A 13,505-nucleotide genomic window follows, 5' to 3' on the forward strand; every position below is an offset into this window, starting at 1 on the left:
CTCAGGGCTGGCGCAGCACCGCGGAAAGCGGGGCCAGCACGGCATCGGCGGGCCCCGACAACAGCGCCCAAGCATATACCGCCGCCACGGTCTCGGCACGGCTGTGCCCGACCATCACCGCATGTCCGTTCTGACGCGCCTCGGAGACCGCGCGGTCGAGCATATGCTGGATGGTCTCGGCCGTCTGTCCCGCATCGTCGAATGTCCGGAAGCCGACGGTCTCATGCAATCCGGCCCGCTCTGCCGCGCGCAGAGCCTCGTTCAGACCCTGTTCGGGGGTGACGAGCCCATAGCCGCTTTTCGCGAGCACATCCAGCACCGGCCCCGACAGATCGCGATCGTCCCGCCCCCCGCCCGGTCCGGGATCGAGCATGGCGATGCTGCCATCGATGCGGTCGAGCGCCGCGCCGACACGGGCGGCGGCGGCCCCGGGTGCCAGATCCGCAAGCCCGCTCCCCAGCACCGCCACCTCATAGCCCGCGGCGCGATAGGTCTCCATCGCCGCTTCGGCATCGGGCGCGGCGGGGTCGAGAACGAAGGTCACTGGAAAGGGAAAACTCAGAAGCGTCTGGCGGTCGAGCCCCTCCGCACCGACATCGATCAGGACCAGCGACAAGAGCGGCGACCCGGGCGGCGCCTTGAAAGGCACGGCATTGCGCGCCAGCGCTCCTGGCGCAGCAGGGCTTGCCGCATCCGGCCCGGACACCGCCGCACCCTCTGCGAGCGCCGGCGGCGGCGCCTCCGAAGCCGCCGGGCGTTCCGGGATGGCCGGGCCGTCGGGCTCCGGCGGCGGCAGAACCTCGGGCAGCACCTCAGGCAGAACCGCGGGCGCCCCGGCTGCAGCCTCAGGCTCGGTGGCAAGCTCGGCGGCAGGCTCCGTCACAGGCCCGGTCTCGGGGGCCGTCTCGGTAGCCGTCTCAGGGGCCGTCTCAGGGGCGAAGCCAGCCTCGGGAATTATCTCGGGGACCATCTCGGGGACGGATTCGGGTTCGGACTTGGGCGCGGTGTCGGGACCGGCCTCGGCGCCAGTCTCCGGGTCGAGGGCAGTCTCAGGGCCAGTCTCCGCGCCGGGCTCTGGGCCAGCGGCAGGGCTGGCGTCAGGGCCAGACTCCGGAACTGTATCGGGCACCGGACCGGCGGAGGCCGCCGGCATCTCCGGCACGGGCGGCGTTTCGTGCAGGGTTTCGGGGGCCTCAGGCTCGGGAACGGCCGCAGGAACAGCGACCGCATCCGGCGCGGAGGGGCCGCGCATGGATCGGGCGGCAGGCCGCGGCTCCTCGGCCGCAGGTGCCGCGGCCCCGCCCAGATCGAGCGCCGCATCCGATCCCATCGGCGGAGCCATCGTCTCGGGCATTGCCGAAACCGGCGCCGGCGCGGCGGCGGGCTCGGTATCGGGCAAGGGCGCCTCGGTCACGGCGACCGGCGCGGGCGCGCCCCTCACCGGGGCCTCGTCCGGCAGCTCTTGTTCGGGCGGCAGGGTCTCGGCCTCGGGCCGGGGCCGGTTGAATGCCGAACCCGGCGGCAGGTCGATATCGGTGGCGGGCCCGGCTTCGGGCGCGGCCGAGATCCCGGGACGCGAGGCCGGAGCCGCGACCCGGTCCGGGGCGCTGTCGGGTTCGGGCGCGGCCGGCGCCGCACGCTCGGGCCCCGCCGGGAAGCGCGGCGCCGGGGTCTCGCCCAGCGTCTCGCCCGGCGCTTCCCCCGACGGCTCGGTGCCGGGCGGCGTCACCACCGCCAAGGCGGCCAGCGCCAGACCGCTGGTCGCGGCCCCCCAGAGAAAGCCACCGAAAAACCCCCTGCCCATGCCTCTTACCTCCGACTTCCCGGCGGCCTGCCCGCGCCGCCCTGTCCGATGCGGGACCCTTTGCCCCGCCGCCGCCCCTTGACCGGGGCGCGTCGCTCTGGGCATGTATAGCCCGACCCGCGACCCGGTTCATCCCCTTTCGCGAAGGCGCTGACCATGCTGCTCTTGATCGACAATTACGACAGTTTCACCTATAATCTCGTGCACTATCTGGGCGAGCTCGGCGCCGAGACCAGGGTCGTGCGCAACGACAGGCTGAACGTGCAGGAGGCGATGGCGCTTCGGCCCTCGGCGATCCTGTTGTCGCCCGGCCCCTGCGATCCGGCCCAGGCCGGGATCTGCCTGCCCCTGACCCGCGCCGCGGCCGAGACCGGCACGCCGCTGATGGGCGTCTGCCTCGGGCATCAGACCATCGGCGAGGCCTTCGGCGGGAAGGTCGTGCGCGCCTCCGAGATCGTGCATGGCAAGATGGGCCGCATCGAACATGACGGCTCGGGCGTGTTTTCCGGGCTGCCCTCGCCCTTCGGGGCGACACGGTATCATTCGCTGATCGTCGAGCGCGCCAGCCTGCCCGACTGCCTGATCGCCAATGCCTGGCTGGAAGACGGAACGATCATGGGGCTGCGCCATCGCGAGCTGCCGATCCACGGGGTGCAGTTCCACCCCGAAAGCATCGCCTCGGAACACGGTCACGCCCTTCTCAGGACGTTCCTCGACAGCATGAAGGTACCCGCATGAGCGACAGCCTGAAACCTCTGATCGGCCTTGCCGCCGAGCGCCCGCTGACCCGGGAAGAGGCCGAGATCGCCTTCCAGGCACTGTTCGAGGGCGAGGCGACGCCCAGCCAGATCGGCGGCCTGCTGATGGCACTGCGCACCCGCGGCGAGACCGTCGACGAATATGCCGCCGCGGCCAAGGTCATGCGCTCGAAATGCCGCAAGGTGCGCGCGCCTGCGGACGCCATCGACATCGTCGGCACCGGCGGCGACGGCAAGGGCACGCTGAACATCTCGACCGCGACCGCCTTCGTGGTAGCCGGCGCGGGCGTGCCGGTCGCCAAGCACGGCAACCGCAACCTGTCGTCGAAATCGGGTGCGGCGGATGCCATGTCCCATATGGGCATCAACGTGATGGTCGGCGCCGATGTGGTCGAGAAGGCGCTGAAGGAGGTCGGCATCGGTTTCATGATGGCGCCCATGCACCATCCGGCCATGGCCCATGTCGGGCCGACCCGGGCCGAGCTGGGCACCCGGACGATCTTCAACATCCTCGGCCCGCTGACCAACCCCGCCGGGGTCACGCGCCAGCTGACCGGCGCCTTCTCGAAGGAACTGCTGCGGCCGATGGCCGAGACGCTCGACCGGCTGGGCAGCGAGGTCGCCTGGCTGGTGCATGGCGGCGACGGCACCGACGAGCTCTCGATTGCCGGCATCAGCCATGTCGCGATGCTGGAGGAGGGCACCATCACCGAGCGCGAGCTCCATCCCGAAGAGGCGGGCCTGCCGGTCCATCCCTTCGAGGCCATCATCGGCGGCACCCCCGAACACAATGCCCGCGCCTTCGCGGCCTTGCTCGACGGCGAGCCCTCGGCCTATCGCGACGCGGTGCTGCTGAACGCAGCCGCCGCGCTGGTGGTGGCAGGGCGCGTCACCACGCTGGCCGAGGGGGTCGAGCAGGCCCGCGCCAGCATCGACAGCGGCGCAGCCCGGGCCAAGGTCGAGGGCCTCGCCCAGATCAGTTCGGAGAAAGCGGTATGACCGAGACGATCCTGGACCGCATCAAGGCCTACAAGCTGGAGGAAGTCGCCGCCGACAAGGCCGCGCGGCCGCTCTCCGAGATCGAGGCGGCGGCCCGCGCCGCGCCGCCCGTGCGCGGCTTTGCCGAGGCACTGCACCGCGCCGCGCTGACAGGCTACGGGCTGATCGCCGAAATCAAGAAGGCCAGCCCGTCGAAAGGTCTGATCCGCCCCGATTTCGACCCGCCCGCACTGGCCCATGCCTATGAGGCGGGCGGCGCAACCTGCCTGTCGGTGCTGACCGACACCCCCTCCTTCCAGGGCGACAAGGCCTATCTCACCGAGGCCCGCGCCGCGGTGAAGCTGCCGGTCCTGCGCAAGGATTTTCTGTACGACACCTATCAGGTGGCCGAGGCGCGCGCGCTGGGCGCCGACTGCATCCTGATCATCATGGCCAGCGTCTCGGACGCCCAGGCCGCCGAGCTCGAGGAGGCGGCGACTTCCTGGGGGATGAATGCGCTGATCGAGGTGCATGATGCCGCCGAGCTCGATCGCGCCGCCCGGCTGAAATCGCCGCTGATCGGCATCAACAACCGCAACCTCAAGACCTTCGAGACCAGCCTCGAGACCACAAGGCAACTGGCCAAAAGGGTGCCCGAGGGCAGCCAGATCGTCAGCGAATCCGGGCTCAACACCCCGGCCGATCTGGCGCAGATGGCGATGTACGGGGTCCGCAGCTTCCTGATCGGCGAAAGCCTGATGCGCCAGGACGATGTCGCCGCCGCGACCCGCTCGCTGCTGGCCAACCCGGCGATGGGCGCGCATTGATGGCCGAGCTGACCCATTTCGACGCCGAAGGCCGGGCGCATATGGTCGATGTGTCCGAGAAGCCCGAAACCGCGCGGCTGGCCGTCGCGACCGGCTGGGTCCGGATGAGCCCCGAGACGCTCGCGCTTGTGGTCGCGGGCACCGCGAAGAAGGGCGACGTGATCGGCGTCGCGCGGCTGGCGGGCATCATGGGGGCCAAGAGGACATCCGACCTGATCCCGCTTTGCCATCCGCTGCCGATCACCCGGGTCGCGGTCGATCTGACCCCCGATGACAGCCTGCCGGGTCTGCGGATCGAGGCCACGGTCAAGACCGCCGGGCGCACCGGGGTCGAGATGGAGGCGCTGACCGCGGTCTCGACCGCCGCGCTGACGGTCTATGACATGCTCAAGGCCGCCGGGAAGGGCATGGAGATCGGCGGCATCCGGCTGAAGCTGAAAGAGGGTGGCAAGTCGGGCCGCTACGAGGCCGCCGAATGATCTCGGTCGAAGAGGCGCTTGGCCATGTCTTCGACCTTATAGACGCCCTGCCGGTCGAGGAGGTCCCGCTGGCCGAGGCCGCGGGCCGGGTGCTGGCCCGTCCGGTCGCCGCGCGCCGCAGCCAGCCGCCCTTCGCGGCCTCGGCGATGGACGGCTACGCAATCCGCGAGGAAGACGCGCGCCCGGGCGCAGAGCTGCGGGTCGAGGGCGAGGCCGCGGCCGGGTCTGGCTGGACCGGCAGCGTGGCGCCGGGCCAGGCGGTGCGGATCTTCACCGGCGCCCCCCTGCCCGAGGGAGCCGACCGCGTCGTCATCCAGGAGGATGTGAGCCGCGCGGGCGACCGCATCGTTCTGGGCGCGGGCTTCGATCGCGGCGCCAATATCCGCGCGGCGGGCGGCGATTTCCGCGAGGGCGAGCTTCTGTCCGCGCCGCGCCGACTGGGGCCCGCCGATCTGGCGCTGGCCGCCGCGATGAACCTGCCTGCCCTGCCCGTCCACCGTCGCCCCGAGGTTGCGCTGGTCGCGACCGGCGACGAGCTGGTGATGCCGGGCGAGACGCCGGGGCCGGACCAGATCGTGGCCGCGAACGGCTTCGGGCTGAAGGCGCTGATCGAGGCCGAGGGCGGCATCGCCCGGCTCTTGCCGATCGCCCGCGACAGCGAGGCCTCGCTGCGCAGCGTCTTCGCGCTGGCCGAGGGGGCCGATCTGGTGGTGACCATCGGCGGCGCCTCGGTCGGCGATCACGACATCGTCGGCAAGGTCGCGGCTGATCTCGGGATGGCGCCCTCGTTCTACAAGGTGGCGATGCGCCCCGGAAAGCCGGTGATGGCCGGCCGTCTCGGCGCAGCTGCGATGATCGGGCTGCCCGGCAACCCGGTCTCGGCCATGGTCTGCGGCCATATCTTCCTGCGCCCCGCGCTGCGCGCCTTCCAGGGACTGCCCAAGGCGCCGCTGCCCATTGCCCGCGCGCCGCTCGCCGCCCGTGTCGAGGCCAATGGCCCGCGCGCCCATTACCTGCGGGCCCGGATGACACCGGATGGCCTTCTGCCCTTCGAGCGGCAGGACAGCGCGCTTCTGTCGGTGCTGGCCGAGGCCGATGCGCTTCTGATCCGTCCGGCGGGCGACGGGCCGCAGCCCGCGGGCGCCCTGGCAGAGTACTTAACGTTGCGGTAACTAAAGCTTGACACAAAACGTGAACATGTGTAGAACAGGATGGAACGCGATCCTGTGGGGGGATGGACATGTTGACTCGAAAGCAACTTGATCTTCTTGAATTCATTCATAAAAGGATGCAGCGTGACGGCGTTCCTCCGTCCTTCGACGAGATGAAGGAGGCCCTGGACCTGCGCTCGAAATCGGGCATCCACCGGCTGATCACGGCGCTGGAGGAACGCGGGTTCATCCGTCGTCTGGCCCATCGCGCCCGCGCCATCGAGATCGTCAAGCTGCCCGAGGCGCTGGAGGCCAGGGGCTTCCGCCCGGTCGTCATCGAGGGCGATCGCCCCGAGACGCCTCCGCCGGCGGCGGCAATGGATGTGACGCCTGTTGATGCGCTGGAACTGCCGGTGATGGGCCGGATTGCGGCCGGCACGCCGATCGAGGCCATCTCGGAGGTCTCGCATACGGTCGCGGTGCCCGGCTCGATGCTGTCGGGGCGGGCACGGCATTACGCGCTCGAGGTCAAGGGCGACTCGATGATCGAGGCCGGGATCAACGATGGCGACGTGGTGGTCATTCGCGAACAGAACACTGCCGAGAATGGCGAGATCGTGGTGGCGCTGGTCGAGGGGTTCGAGGCCACGCTGAAACGCTTTCGCCGCAAGGGCGAGATGATCGCGCTCGAGGCGGCGAACCCGGCCTATGAGACCCGGATCCTGCGCTCGGACCAGGTCAAGGTGCAGGGCCGTCTGGTCGGTCTGATCCGCACTTACTGAGCCCAGAGCCTGTCGCCCGCCCGCGCGCGGGCGGTGACAATGCGCGGGCCATCCGCACCGGGGAAAAGCGCGAGCGCCCCGGTCCGGGCCAGCGCCGCGCGCTCGAATATCCGGCACCCCGCAGGCGGATCGTCGACATATTGCGGCACCACCACCCAGCCTTGCGCACAGGCCGACGCGATCCGGTCGGCCCAGCCGCGCCCGGTGATCAACGTCACCCGCTGTCCCGCCACCACCGCCTCTTGCGCGCCGCGCGCGCCCGTCAGCCCCGGCCGGGCGAAGGCCCCGGCCTGATCGGCTCCATCGCCGTCATTCTCGAGCCAGCTCAGCGCCACGAAGCCCTCGCCCGAGGGTTTCGACAGCGCCCGCCCCTCGGGGCCCATCGCGCCCATCAGCCCGCCGCTTTCGGCAATCAGCAGCGCCGGGCGCTCGGCCGCCGTCGTCCAAAGCGCAAAGGCCACGACGACAGGCACCAGCCCCAGCGCCCGTGCCCGCCCCGTCCAGAGCATGACGAACAGCGCCCCGAGTGCGATCAGCGGCAGCACCGCAGGCCCCGGCGCGGGCACCGGCCAGACCGCGCCGTCAAGCGCCGCGACCCGCTCGGCCACCCAGAGGATCCAGGCAATGCCCCAGCGCATCGGCTCGAGCCCCAGCCCCGCCAGCCCGAAGGGCGCGAGGCAGGCGGCGGCCACCGCGGCAGGCATGACCAGAAGCCCCATCAGCGGCACCGAGGCCAGATTGGCAAGAAGCCCGAATTGCGAGACCTGGTTGAAATGCGCCGCCCCGAAGGGCGCGGTCGCGGCCCCCGCCACCGCCGAGGAGATCACCACCGCCAGCGCCCCCTGCGCCCAGCTGGGCGGCCGCCAGCGGTCTGCTGGCCGGTCCCGGAGCGCAGCGAAGACCGCGATCAGCGCCGTCGTCGCGGCAAAGGACATCTGGAACCCCGCGCCGGTCAGGCTTTCGGGGGTCAGGACCAGCACGATCAGCGCGGCCAGCGCCACCGCGCGCAGGGTCAGCGCCCGGCGATCGGCCATCACCGCACCCAGCACGACCGCGACCATGATGAAGGCGCGCTCGGTCGCGACATTGCCGCCTGACAGCGCCAGATAGACCGCCCCGACCGCCAGCGCCCCCGCCGCCGCGATCTTCTTCGTCGGCAGCCGCAGCGCCAGCCGCGGCCAGAGCGCCAGCGCGAAGCGCAGCGCGGTGAAGACCACCCCGGTCAGCAGCCCCATATGCAGCCCCGAGATCGCCAGCAAATGCGCGAGGTTCGAATCGCGCAGCGCCTGGATCGTGTCGCGCGACATGGCCGAGCGGTCGCCGGTCAGGATCGCGGCGGCAAAGGCGCCCTGATCGCCCGGGAGGCGCGCCCGAAGCGCCCCGGACAGCGCCATCCGCATCCGGTGCACCAGAAGCGTCGCACCGCCTTCGGGCGCGCTCAGCGTCACCGCCGGGCTGTTGGCATACCCCACCGCGCCGATCTGCTGGAACCAGGCATGGCGGCGGAAATCGAAACCGCCGGGCTCGGCCGGCGCGCTTGGCGGCGACAGATGCGCCATCATCGCGATCCGGGCACCGGGCGGCGGCGCCATGACACCGCCCTCGCCATGCAGCGCCACGCGCAGCCGGCGCGGCGTCTCGCCGGGGGGGACGCGCTCGATCCAGACCCGGTCGAGCGTGATCCGCGGCGCATCCGAAATCGAGCGGTCAAGCACCAGCACCCGGCCCTCGAGCGCGCCATAGACCCGGTGATCGAGCTTGGGTGCCGCGACCAGATGGGCACGCGCGCCGGCAAGCGCAGTGCCTCCGGCCACCAGAGCCAGCGCGATCAGGACCGGCGCCCAGAGCTCCGGCACCCGCCGCGCGGCAAGGGCCAGTCCCGCCGCCGCCCCGGCACAGGCCCAGAGTGCCCAGACCGCCGGTTCCGTGGCCTGCGCGAAATAGAGGCCGATGCCCAGCGACAGGAAGACCGGCGTCCAGGGGAAGAGATGGCCGCGCCGGGCCTCGACCGCTGTCAGCAGCGCCGACATCGCCCGGGCCGGCATCCGCGCCAGCCGCGCCGGTCGCCGAAGCGTGACCGGCCCCGTCAGCAGCAGCCCCACCGCTTGTCCTCTCCGCAGCGATCTCCTAGACAGGCGGAGACGCTATCTCCATCATGGTGAACAAAAGGTTAAGGCTCATGACCGACTTGTCGGACGGCCCTGTCGTCACCCGTTTCGCGCCCTCGCCGACCGGGTTTCTGCATATCGGCGGCGCACGCACGGCGCTGTTCAACTGGCTTTACGCGCGCGGCCGGGGCGGTCGCTTCCTGCTGCGGATCGAGGATACCGACCGCGCCCGCTCGACCCCCGAGGCGACGGCCGCGATCCTGAAGGGGCTGACCTGGCTCGGTCTCGACTGGGACGGCGAGGCGGTCAGCCAGTTCGAGCGCGCGCCCCGTCATGCCGAGGTCGCACGGGAAATGCTGGCAAACGGCACCGCCTACAAGTGTTTCGCGACCCAGGACGAGATCGAGGCCTTTCGCGAGGCCGCGCGCGCCGAGGGCCGCTCGACGCTGTTCCAGAGCCCGTGGCGCGAGGCCGATCCGGCCACCCATCCCGATGCCCCCTATGTGATCCGGCTGAAGGCGCCCCGCGAGGGCGTGACGGTGATCGAGGACAAGGTGCAGGGCAATGTGAAGATCGCCAACGACCAGCTCGACGACATGGTGATGCTGCGCTCGGACGGCACGCCCACCTACATGCTGGCAGTGGTGGTCGACGATCACGACATGGGCGTGACCCATGTGATCCGGGGCGACGACCACCTCAACAACGCCGCCCGGCAGATGCAGATCTACCACGCCATGGGCTGGCCGGTACCGGTCTGGGGGCATATCCCGCTGATCCACGGGCCGGACGGAAAGAAGCTTTCGAAACGCCATGGCGCGCTCGGGGTCGAGGAATATCAGGCCATGGGCTACCCGGCCGCCGCCATGCGCAACTATCTCGCCCGGCTCGGCTGGTCGCATGGCGATGACGAGTTCTTCACCGACGACCAGGCCAGGGCCTGGTTCGCGCTGGAGGGAATCGGGCGCTCTCCGGCCCGGCTCGACTTCAAGAAGCTCGAGAACCTTTCGGGGCGGCATCTGGCGGCGTCGGAAGATGCTGCACTCCTGCAAGAAGTGGCGGATTATCTGGCCGCAACGAAACAACCGCCGCTTTCGACCACGCAGCAAGAGGGTTTTGCACGCGCCCTGCCCTGCCTCAAGCAAAGCGCGAAGACCATCCCGCAACTTCTTGAAAAGGCACATTTCGTTCTGGGAGAACGCCCCTTCGAACCGGATCAGAAAGCGGCAAAATCTCTCGATGATGTATCCCGTGGTATACTGGCAGAATTGACGCCGCAGCTGCAAAGTGCTAGCTGGACGCGTGACGCACTCGAGGCGGCCGTGACCGGAGTTGCCGAGGCCCATGGCATCGGTCTCGGCAAGTTGGCCCAACCGCTTCGCGCCGCACTTGCCGGGCGGACGGTTACGCCCAGTATCTTTGATATGATGCTTGTCATCGGCCGGGAGGAAACGCTTGCCCGGCTGGCTGACAGCCAGGGCTGAGGCATCCCCGCCGAAAGCCCTCTGCACGCCACCGACCGGCGCCGCGAACAGGGAGCGCGGCCCGGTCTCTCAAGAAGAGGGACTTTTATGGATGACAGCAAGAAATCTGCGACACTGACCCTGGGGGAAACCTCGCTCGAACTGCCGGTCCTTAGCCCGAGCTCCGGGCCCGACGTGGTCGATATCCGCAAGCTCTACGGCCAGATGGGGATCTTCACCCACGATCCGGGCTTCACCTCGACCTCGTCCTGCGAAAGCAAGATCACCTTCATCGACGGCGACAAGGGCGAACTTCTGCATCGCGGCTACCCGATCGACCAGCTCGCCGAGAAATCCCACTTCCTCGAAGTCTGCTACCTGCTGCTCTACGGCGAATTGCCGACCGCGCCCCAGCTTGAGGATTTCGAGAACCGCGTCACCCGCCACACCATGGTGCATGAACAGATGCACCGCTTCTTCACCGGGTTCCGCCGCGACGCCCACCCGATGGCGGTCATGGTGGCCGTGGTCGGCGCCATGTCGGCCTTCTATCACGACTCGACCGACATCTCGGACCCCTGGCAGCGCGAGGTCGCCTCGATCCGGCTGATCGCCAAGGTTCCGACCATCGCGGCGATGGCCTACAAGTATTCGATCGGCCAGCCCTTCATCTATCCGCGCAACGATCTCGACTATGCCTCGAACTTCCTGCGCATGTGCTTTGCCGTGCCCTGCGAGGAATACGAGGTCGACCCGATCCTGACCCGCGCGATGGACCGGATCCTGACGCTGCATGCCGATCACGAGCAGAACGCCTCGACCTCGACGGTGCGTCTGGCCTCGTCCTCGGGCGCGAACCCCTTTGCCTGCATCGCGGCCGGGATCGCGTGCCTCTGGGGCCCGGCCCATGGCGGCGCCAACCAGGCCTGTCTGGAAATGCTGCGCGAGATCGGCACCGTCGACCGCATCCCGGAATTCATCGCCCGCGCCAAGGACAAGAACGATCCGTTCCGCCTGATGGGCTTCGGCCACCGGGTCTACAAGAATTTCGACCCGCGCGCCAAGGTGATGAAGCAATCCGCCGACGAGGTGCTGGAGCTGCTGGGCATCGAGAACAACGAGACCCTGAAGGTCGCGATGGAGCTCGAGAAGATCGCTCTGGAGGACGAGTATTTCGTCTCGAAGAAGCTCTACCCGAATGTCGATTTCTACTCGGGCATCATTCTCGACGCGATGGGCTTCCCGACCTCGATGTTCACGCCGATCTTCGCGGTCAGCCGCACCGTCGGCTGGATCTCGCAATGGAAGGAAATGATCGCCGATCCGACGATGAAGATCGGCCGTCCGCGCCAGCTTTACACCGGCGCCACCCGCCGCGATTACGTCGACGTCGAAGACCGGGGCTGATCGCGCGGGGCCAGCGCCCCGCCAATCGAGAGAACGGGTCCGCAGGCAGATGCCCTGCGGACCCGTTTCAATTCAGGGCGGCGCGCGCCCGGGCCGGTCCCGTCACTTGGTCAGGATCCCGGCCCCGGCCCCGATTGCCGCGCTGGTGCCGATATCGTTGCCGGTCGCGGCACCGACGCCCGCACCAATGCCGGCCCCGGTCAGCGCGCGTTCGCCATAGCTGTCGCCGCAACCGGCCAGAAGGGCCGCGCCCAGAAGGGAAACCGCAGTGATCGTATGAAGACGGGTCATGGCTGATCCTTTCCGTTGGGTCATTCCCCATCCGAACGCATAATCCGGCGTCCTCGTTCCCTGCCCCGCGCGGTCGCCCGCACCGATCGGCAGAAACCGGCCGGGCGCGGGTCTCAGCGCCCCTCGAATTTCGCCATGCGCTTCTCGAGGAAGGCCAGCACCCCCTCCCTGAAGTCGCGCGACGCGCCGCAGCGGCCCTGAAGCTCGGCCTCGAGCGAGAGCTGGGCCGCGAAATCGTTCGAGGCCGAGCGCCGCAGCGCGGTCTTGAGATTGGCATAGGCGACGGTCGGACCGGCGGCGAGCTGCGCCGCACGGGCACGCCAATGCGCCTCGAACCCGTCCTCGGGTACGGCCTCCCAGATCATGCCCCAATCGGCAGCCTGGCGCGCCGGGACCGGCTCGGCGAAGAGGGCCGCCCCCATCGCGCGGGCAAAGCCCACCTGCCGCGGCAGCCAGTAGGTGCCGCCCGCATCGGGGATCAGCCCGATCCGGGTGAAGGCCTGCAGGAAGACCGCCGCCTCGGAGGCGATGACCACGTCTGCCGCCAGCGCCAGATTGGCCCCGGCCCCGGCCGCCGCACCGTTCACAGCCGCGATCACCGGCACCGGGCAATCGATGATCGAGCTCAGCATCGGTTCGTATTCGTCGCGCAGCATGCGCTCGATATCGATCTCGGCGATGCTGGCGCCGTCGCCCAGATCCTGCCCCGAGCAGAAGGCCCGCCCCGCCCCGGTCAGCACCACCACCCGCGCCGTTCCCGCAGCCCTGCGCATCGCATGGGTGATCTCGGCCCGCATCCGCGCGCTGAGCGCGTTCATCACCTTGGGTCGGTTCAGCGTCACAACCGCCACCCCGTCCGCGCACTCATATCCGATGGTCGTGTAATCCGTCATGCCGGCACCCTCCCTTGTCCCCGTCTCAGGCCAGACTAGCGGCCACGCGCCCGGGGAAAAGGGAGACGCGAGGTCAGCGCCCTATTTGCCGAGGATCTCTTTCAGCCGGGCCTCTTCCTCGGCGTTCAGCGGCTCCGAGCCCGTATCGCGCCCGCCCTTGCGGGCACGGATGTAGAAAAAGGCAACGCCGAGCCCCAGTACCAGCATCAGGGGACCGGCAACGTAAAGCACGAGGGTCGAGCCGGTCGCCGTCGGCTTCAGCAGCACATATTCGCCGTAACGCGCGACCAGATAGTCGACGACCTCGGTATCGCTGTCGCCCGCCTCGATCCGCTCGCGCACCAGAAGCCTGAGATCGCGCGCGAGATCGGCATTGGAATCGTCGATGCTCTCGTTCCGGCAGACAAGGCAGCGGATCTCCTTCGAGATCTCGCGGGCGCGGGCCTCCTCGGCGGGGTCGGCGAGAACCTCGTTCGGCTCGACCGCGCGCAGCGGTCCGCTCAGGACAGGGGTCAGGCTCAGGGCCAGCAGCAGGGTGGTCAGCGCGCGTCTCGGCATCGGCAT

At 69.5% G+C, this 13,505-nt stretch carries 13 protein-coding genes; 8 read left to right on the plus strand and 5 right to left on the minus strand.

The window, feature by feature from the left end:
• Window position 1: 1 nt before the first annotated feature.
• Window positions 2-1,804 carry a divergent polysaccharide deacetylase family protein gene (locus ACK8CO_RS02060; protein ID WP_414897996.1) on the minus strand — a complete coding sequence of 601 codons (1,803 nt, stop codon included), beginning with the start codon at window positions 1,802-1,804 and terminating at the stop codon, window positions 2-4.
• 156 nt (window positions 1,805-1,960) lie between these two features.
• Between ACK8CO_RS02060 and ACK8CO_RS02065 the strand changes: the two genes are divergently transcribed.
• From ACK8CO_RS02065 to lexA, 6 genes are all read left to right on the plus strand, one after another.
• Window positions 1,961-2,542 carry an anthranilate synthase component II gene (locus ACK8CO_RS02065; RefSeq protein WP_080616027.1) on the plus strand — a complete coding sequence of 194 codons (582 nt, stop codon included), beginning with the start codon at window positions 1,961-1,963 and terminating at the stop codon, window positions 2,540-2,542.
• Entirely contained in the window at window positions 2,539-3,561 is a 1,023-nt protein-coding gene (gene trpD / locus ACK8CO_RS02070; RefSeq protein WP_080616026.1) for an anthranilate phosphoribosyltransferase, read from the plus strand. Before ACK8CO_RS02065 ends, trpD begins: the two co-directional genes overlap by 4 nt.
• A complete protein-coding gene (gene trpC / locus ACK8CO_RS02075) occupies window positions 3,558-4,367 on the plus strand; it encodes an indole-3-glycerol phosphate synthase TrpC (RefSeq protein WP_414897997.1) in 810 nt (269 codons plus the stop codon). The genes trpD and trpC overlap by 4 nt, the downstream gene beginning before the upstream one ends.
• Window positions 4,367-4,846 (plus strand): cyclic pyranopterin monophosphate synthase MoaC, encoded by a 480-nt coding sequence (moaC, locus tag ACK8CO_RS02080; protein WP_414897998.1) that lies wholly within the window; start codon window positions 4,367-4,369, stop codon window positions 4,844-4,846. The genes trpC and moaC overlap by 1 nt, the downstream gene beginning before the upstream one ends.
• On the plus strand, window positions 4,843-6,018 hold the full coding sequence (glp, locus tag ACK8CO_RS02085; protein ID WP_414897999.1) for a gephyrin-like molybdotransferase Glp: 1,176 nt from the start codon (window positions 4,843-4,845) through the stop codon (window positions 6,016-6,018). The genes moaC and glp overlap by 4 nt, the downstream gene beginning before the upstream one ends.
• 68 nt (window positions 6,019-6,086) lie before the next feature.
• Complete coding sequence (lexA, locus tag ACK8CO_RS02090; RefSeq protein ID WP_080617984.1) at window positions 6,087-6,779, plus strand: transcriptional repressor LexA; 693 nt, start codon at window positions 6,087-6,089, stop codon at window positions 6,777-6,779.
• Here the strand turns inward: lexA and ACK8CO_RS02095 are convergent.
• Complete coding sequence (locus ACK8CO_RS02095) at window positions 6,773-8,881, minus strand: ComEC/Rec2 family competence protein (protein ID WP_414898000.1); 2,109 nt, start codon at window positions 8,879-8,881, stop codon at window positions 6,773-6,775. The genes lexA and ACK8CO_RS02095 overlap by 7 nt on opposite strands.
• Window positions 8,882-8,958: 77 nt before the next feature.
• On the opposite strand from ACK8CO_RS02095, the gene gltX reads away from it, so the two are divergent.
• Both gltX and gltA read left to right on the plus strand, forming a co-directional pair.
• The gene (gene gltX / locus ACK8CO_RS02100) at window positions 8,959-10,371 is read left to right on the plus strand and encodes a glutamate--tRNA ligase (protein ID WP_414898001.1); all 1,413 of its coding nucleotides are present in this window, start codon (window positions 8,959-8,961) and stop codon (window positions 10,369-10,371) included.
• An 87-nt stretch (window positions 10,372-10,458) separates the two neighbouring features.
• Complete coding sequence (gene gltA, locus ACK8CO_RS02105; RefSeq protein ID WP_414898002.1) at window positions 10,459-11,757, plus strand: citrate synthase; 1,299 nt, start codon at window positions 10,459-10,461, stop codon at window positions 11,755-11,757.
• A 102-nt stretch (window positions 11,758-11,859) separates the two neighbouring features.
• On the opposite strand, the gene ACK8CO_RS02110 is transcribed toward gltA, so the two are convergent.
• The 3 genes from ACK8CO_RS02110 to ACK8CO_RS02120 all read right to left on the minus strand — a co-directional run bounded on the left by ACK8CO_RS02110 (window position 11,860) and on the right by ACK8CO_RS02120 (window position 13,499).
• Window positions 11,860-12,048, minus strand: coding sequence for a hypothetical protein (locus ACK8CO_RS02110; RefSeq protein ID WP_414898003.1), 189 nt, complete (start codon window positions 12,046-12,048; stop codon window positions 11,860-11,862).
• A 113-nt stretch (window positions 12,049-12,161) separates the two neighbouring features.
• Complete coding sequence (locus ACK8CO_RS02115; protein ID WP_414898004.1) at window positions 12,162-12,941, minus strand: enoyl-CoA hydratase-related protein; 780 nt, start codon at window positions 12,939-12,941, stop codon at window positions 12,162-12,164.
• A gap of 81 nt (window positions 12,942-13,022) precedes the next feature.
• Complete coding sequence (locus ACK8CO_RS02120; protein WP_414898005.1) at window positions 13,023-13,499, minus strand: cytochrome c-type biogenesis protein; 477 nt, start codon at window positions 13,497-13,499, stop codon at window positions 13,023-13,025.
• Window positions 13,500-13,505: the final 6 nt, after the last annotated feature.

Source organism: Rhodovulum sp. HP10, from assembly GCF_047553435.1.
Lineage (GTDB): Bacteria > Pseudomonadota > Alphaproteobacteria > Rhodobacterales > Rhodobacteraceae > Rhodovulum.

What these genes read in the sequence shown, in the direction of transcription:
- ACK8CO_RS02060 (WP_414897996.1), bottom strand. Translation starts at nt 1,804, where the DNA reads ATGGGCAGGGGGTTTTTCGGTGGCTTTCTCTGGGGGGCCGCGACCAGC.
- ACK8CO_RS02065 (WP_080616027.1), top strand. Translation starts at nt 1,961, where the DNA reads ATGCTGCTCTTGATCGACAATTACGACAGTTTCACCTATAATCTCGTG.
- trpD (WP_080616026.1), top strand. Translation starts at nt 2,539, where the DNA reads ATGAGCGACAGCCTGAAACCTCTGATCGGCCTTGCCGCCGAGCGCCCG.
- trpC (WP_414897997.1), top strand. Translation starts at nt 3,558, where the DNA reads ATGACCGAGACGATCCTGGACCGCATCAAGGCCTACAAGCTGGAGGAA.
- moaC (WP_414897998.1), top strand. Translation starts at nt 4,367, where the DNA reads ATGGCCGAGCTGACCCATTTCGACGCCGAAGGCCGGGCGCATATGGTC.
- glp (WP_414897999.1), top strand. Translation starts at nt 4,843, where the DNA reads ATGATCTCGGTCGAAGAGGCGCTTGGCCATGTCTTCGACCTTATAGAC.
- lexA (WP_080617984.1), top strand. Translation starts at nt 6,087, where the DNA reads ATGTTGACTCGAAAGCAACTTGATCTTCTTGAATTCATTCATAAAAGG.
- gltX (WP_414898001.1), top strand. Translation starts at nt 8,959, where the DNA reads ATGACCGACTTGTCGGACGGCCCTGTCGTCACCCGTTTCGCGCCCTCG.
- gltA (WP_414898002.1), top strand. Translation starts at nt 10,459, where the DNA reads ATGGATGACAGCAAGAAATCTGCGACACTGACCCTGGGGGAAACCTCG.
- ACK8CO_RS02110 (WP_414898003.1), bottom strand. Translation starts at nt 12,048, where the DNA reads ATGACCCGTCTTCATACGATCACTGCGGTTTCCCTTCTGGGCGCGGCC.
- ACK8CO_RS02115 (WP_414898004.1), bottom strand. Translation starts at nt 12,941, where the DNA reads ATGACGGATTACACGACCATCGGATATGAGTGCGCGGACGGGGTGGCG.
- ACK8CO_RS02120 (WP_414898005.1), bottom strand. Translation starts at nt 13,499, where the DNA reads ATGCCGAGACGCGCGCTGACCACCCTGCTGCTGGCCCTGAGCCTGACC.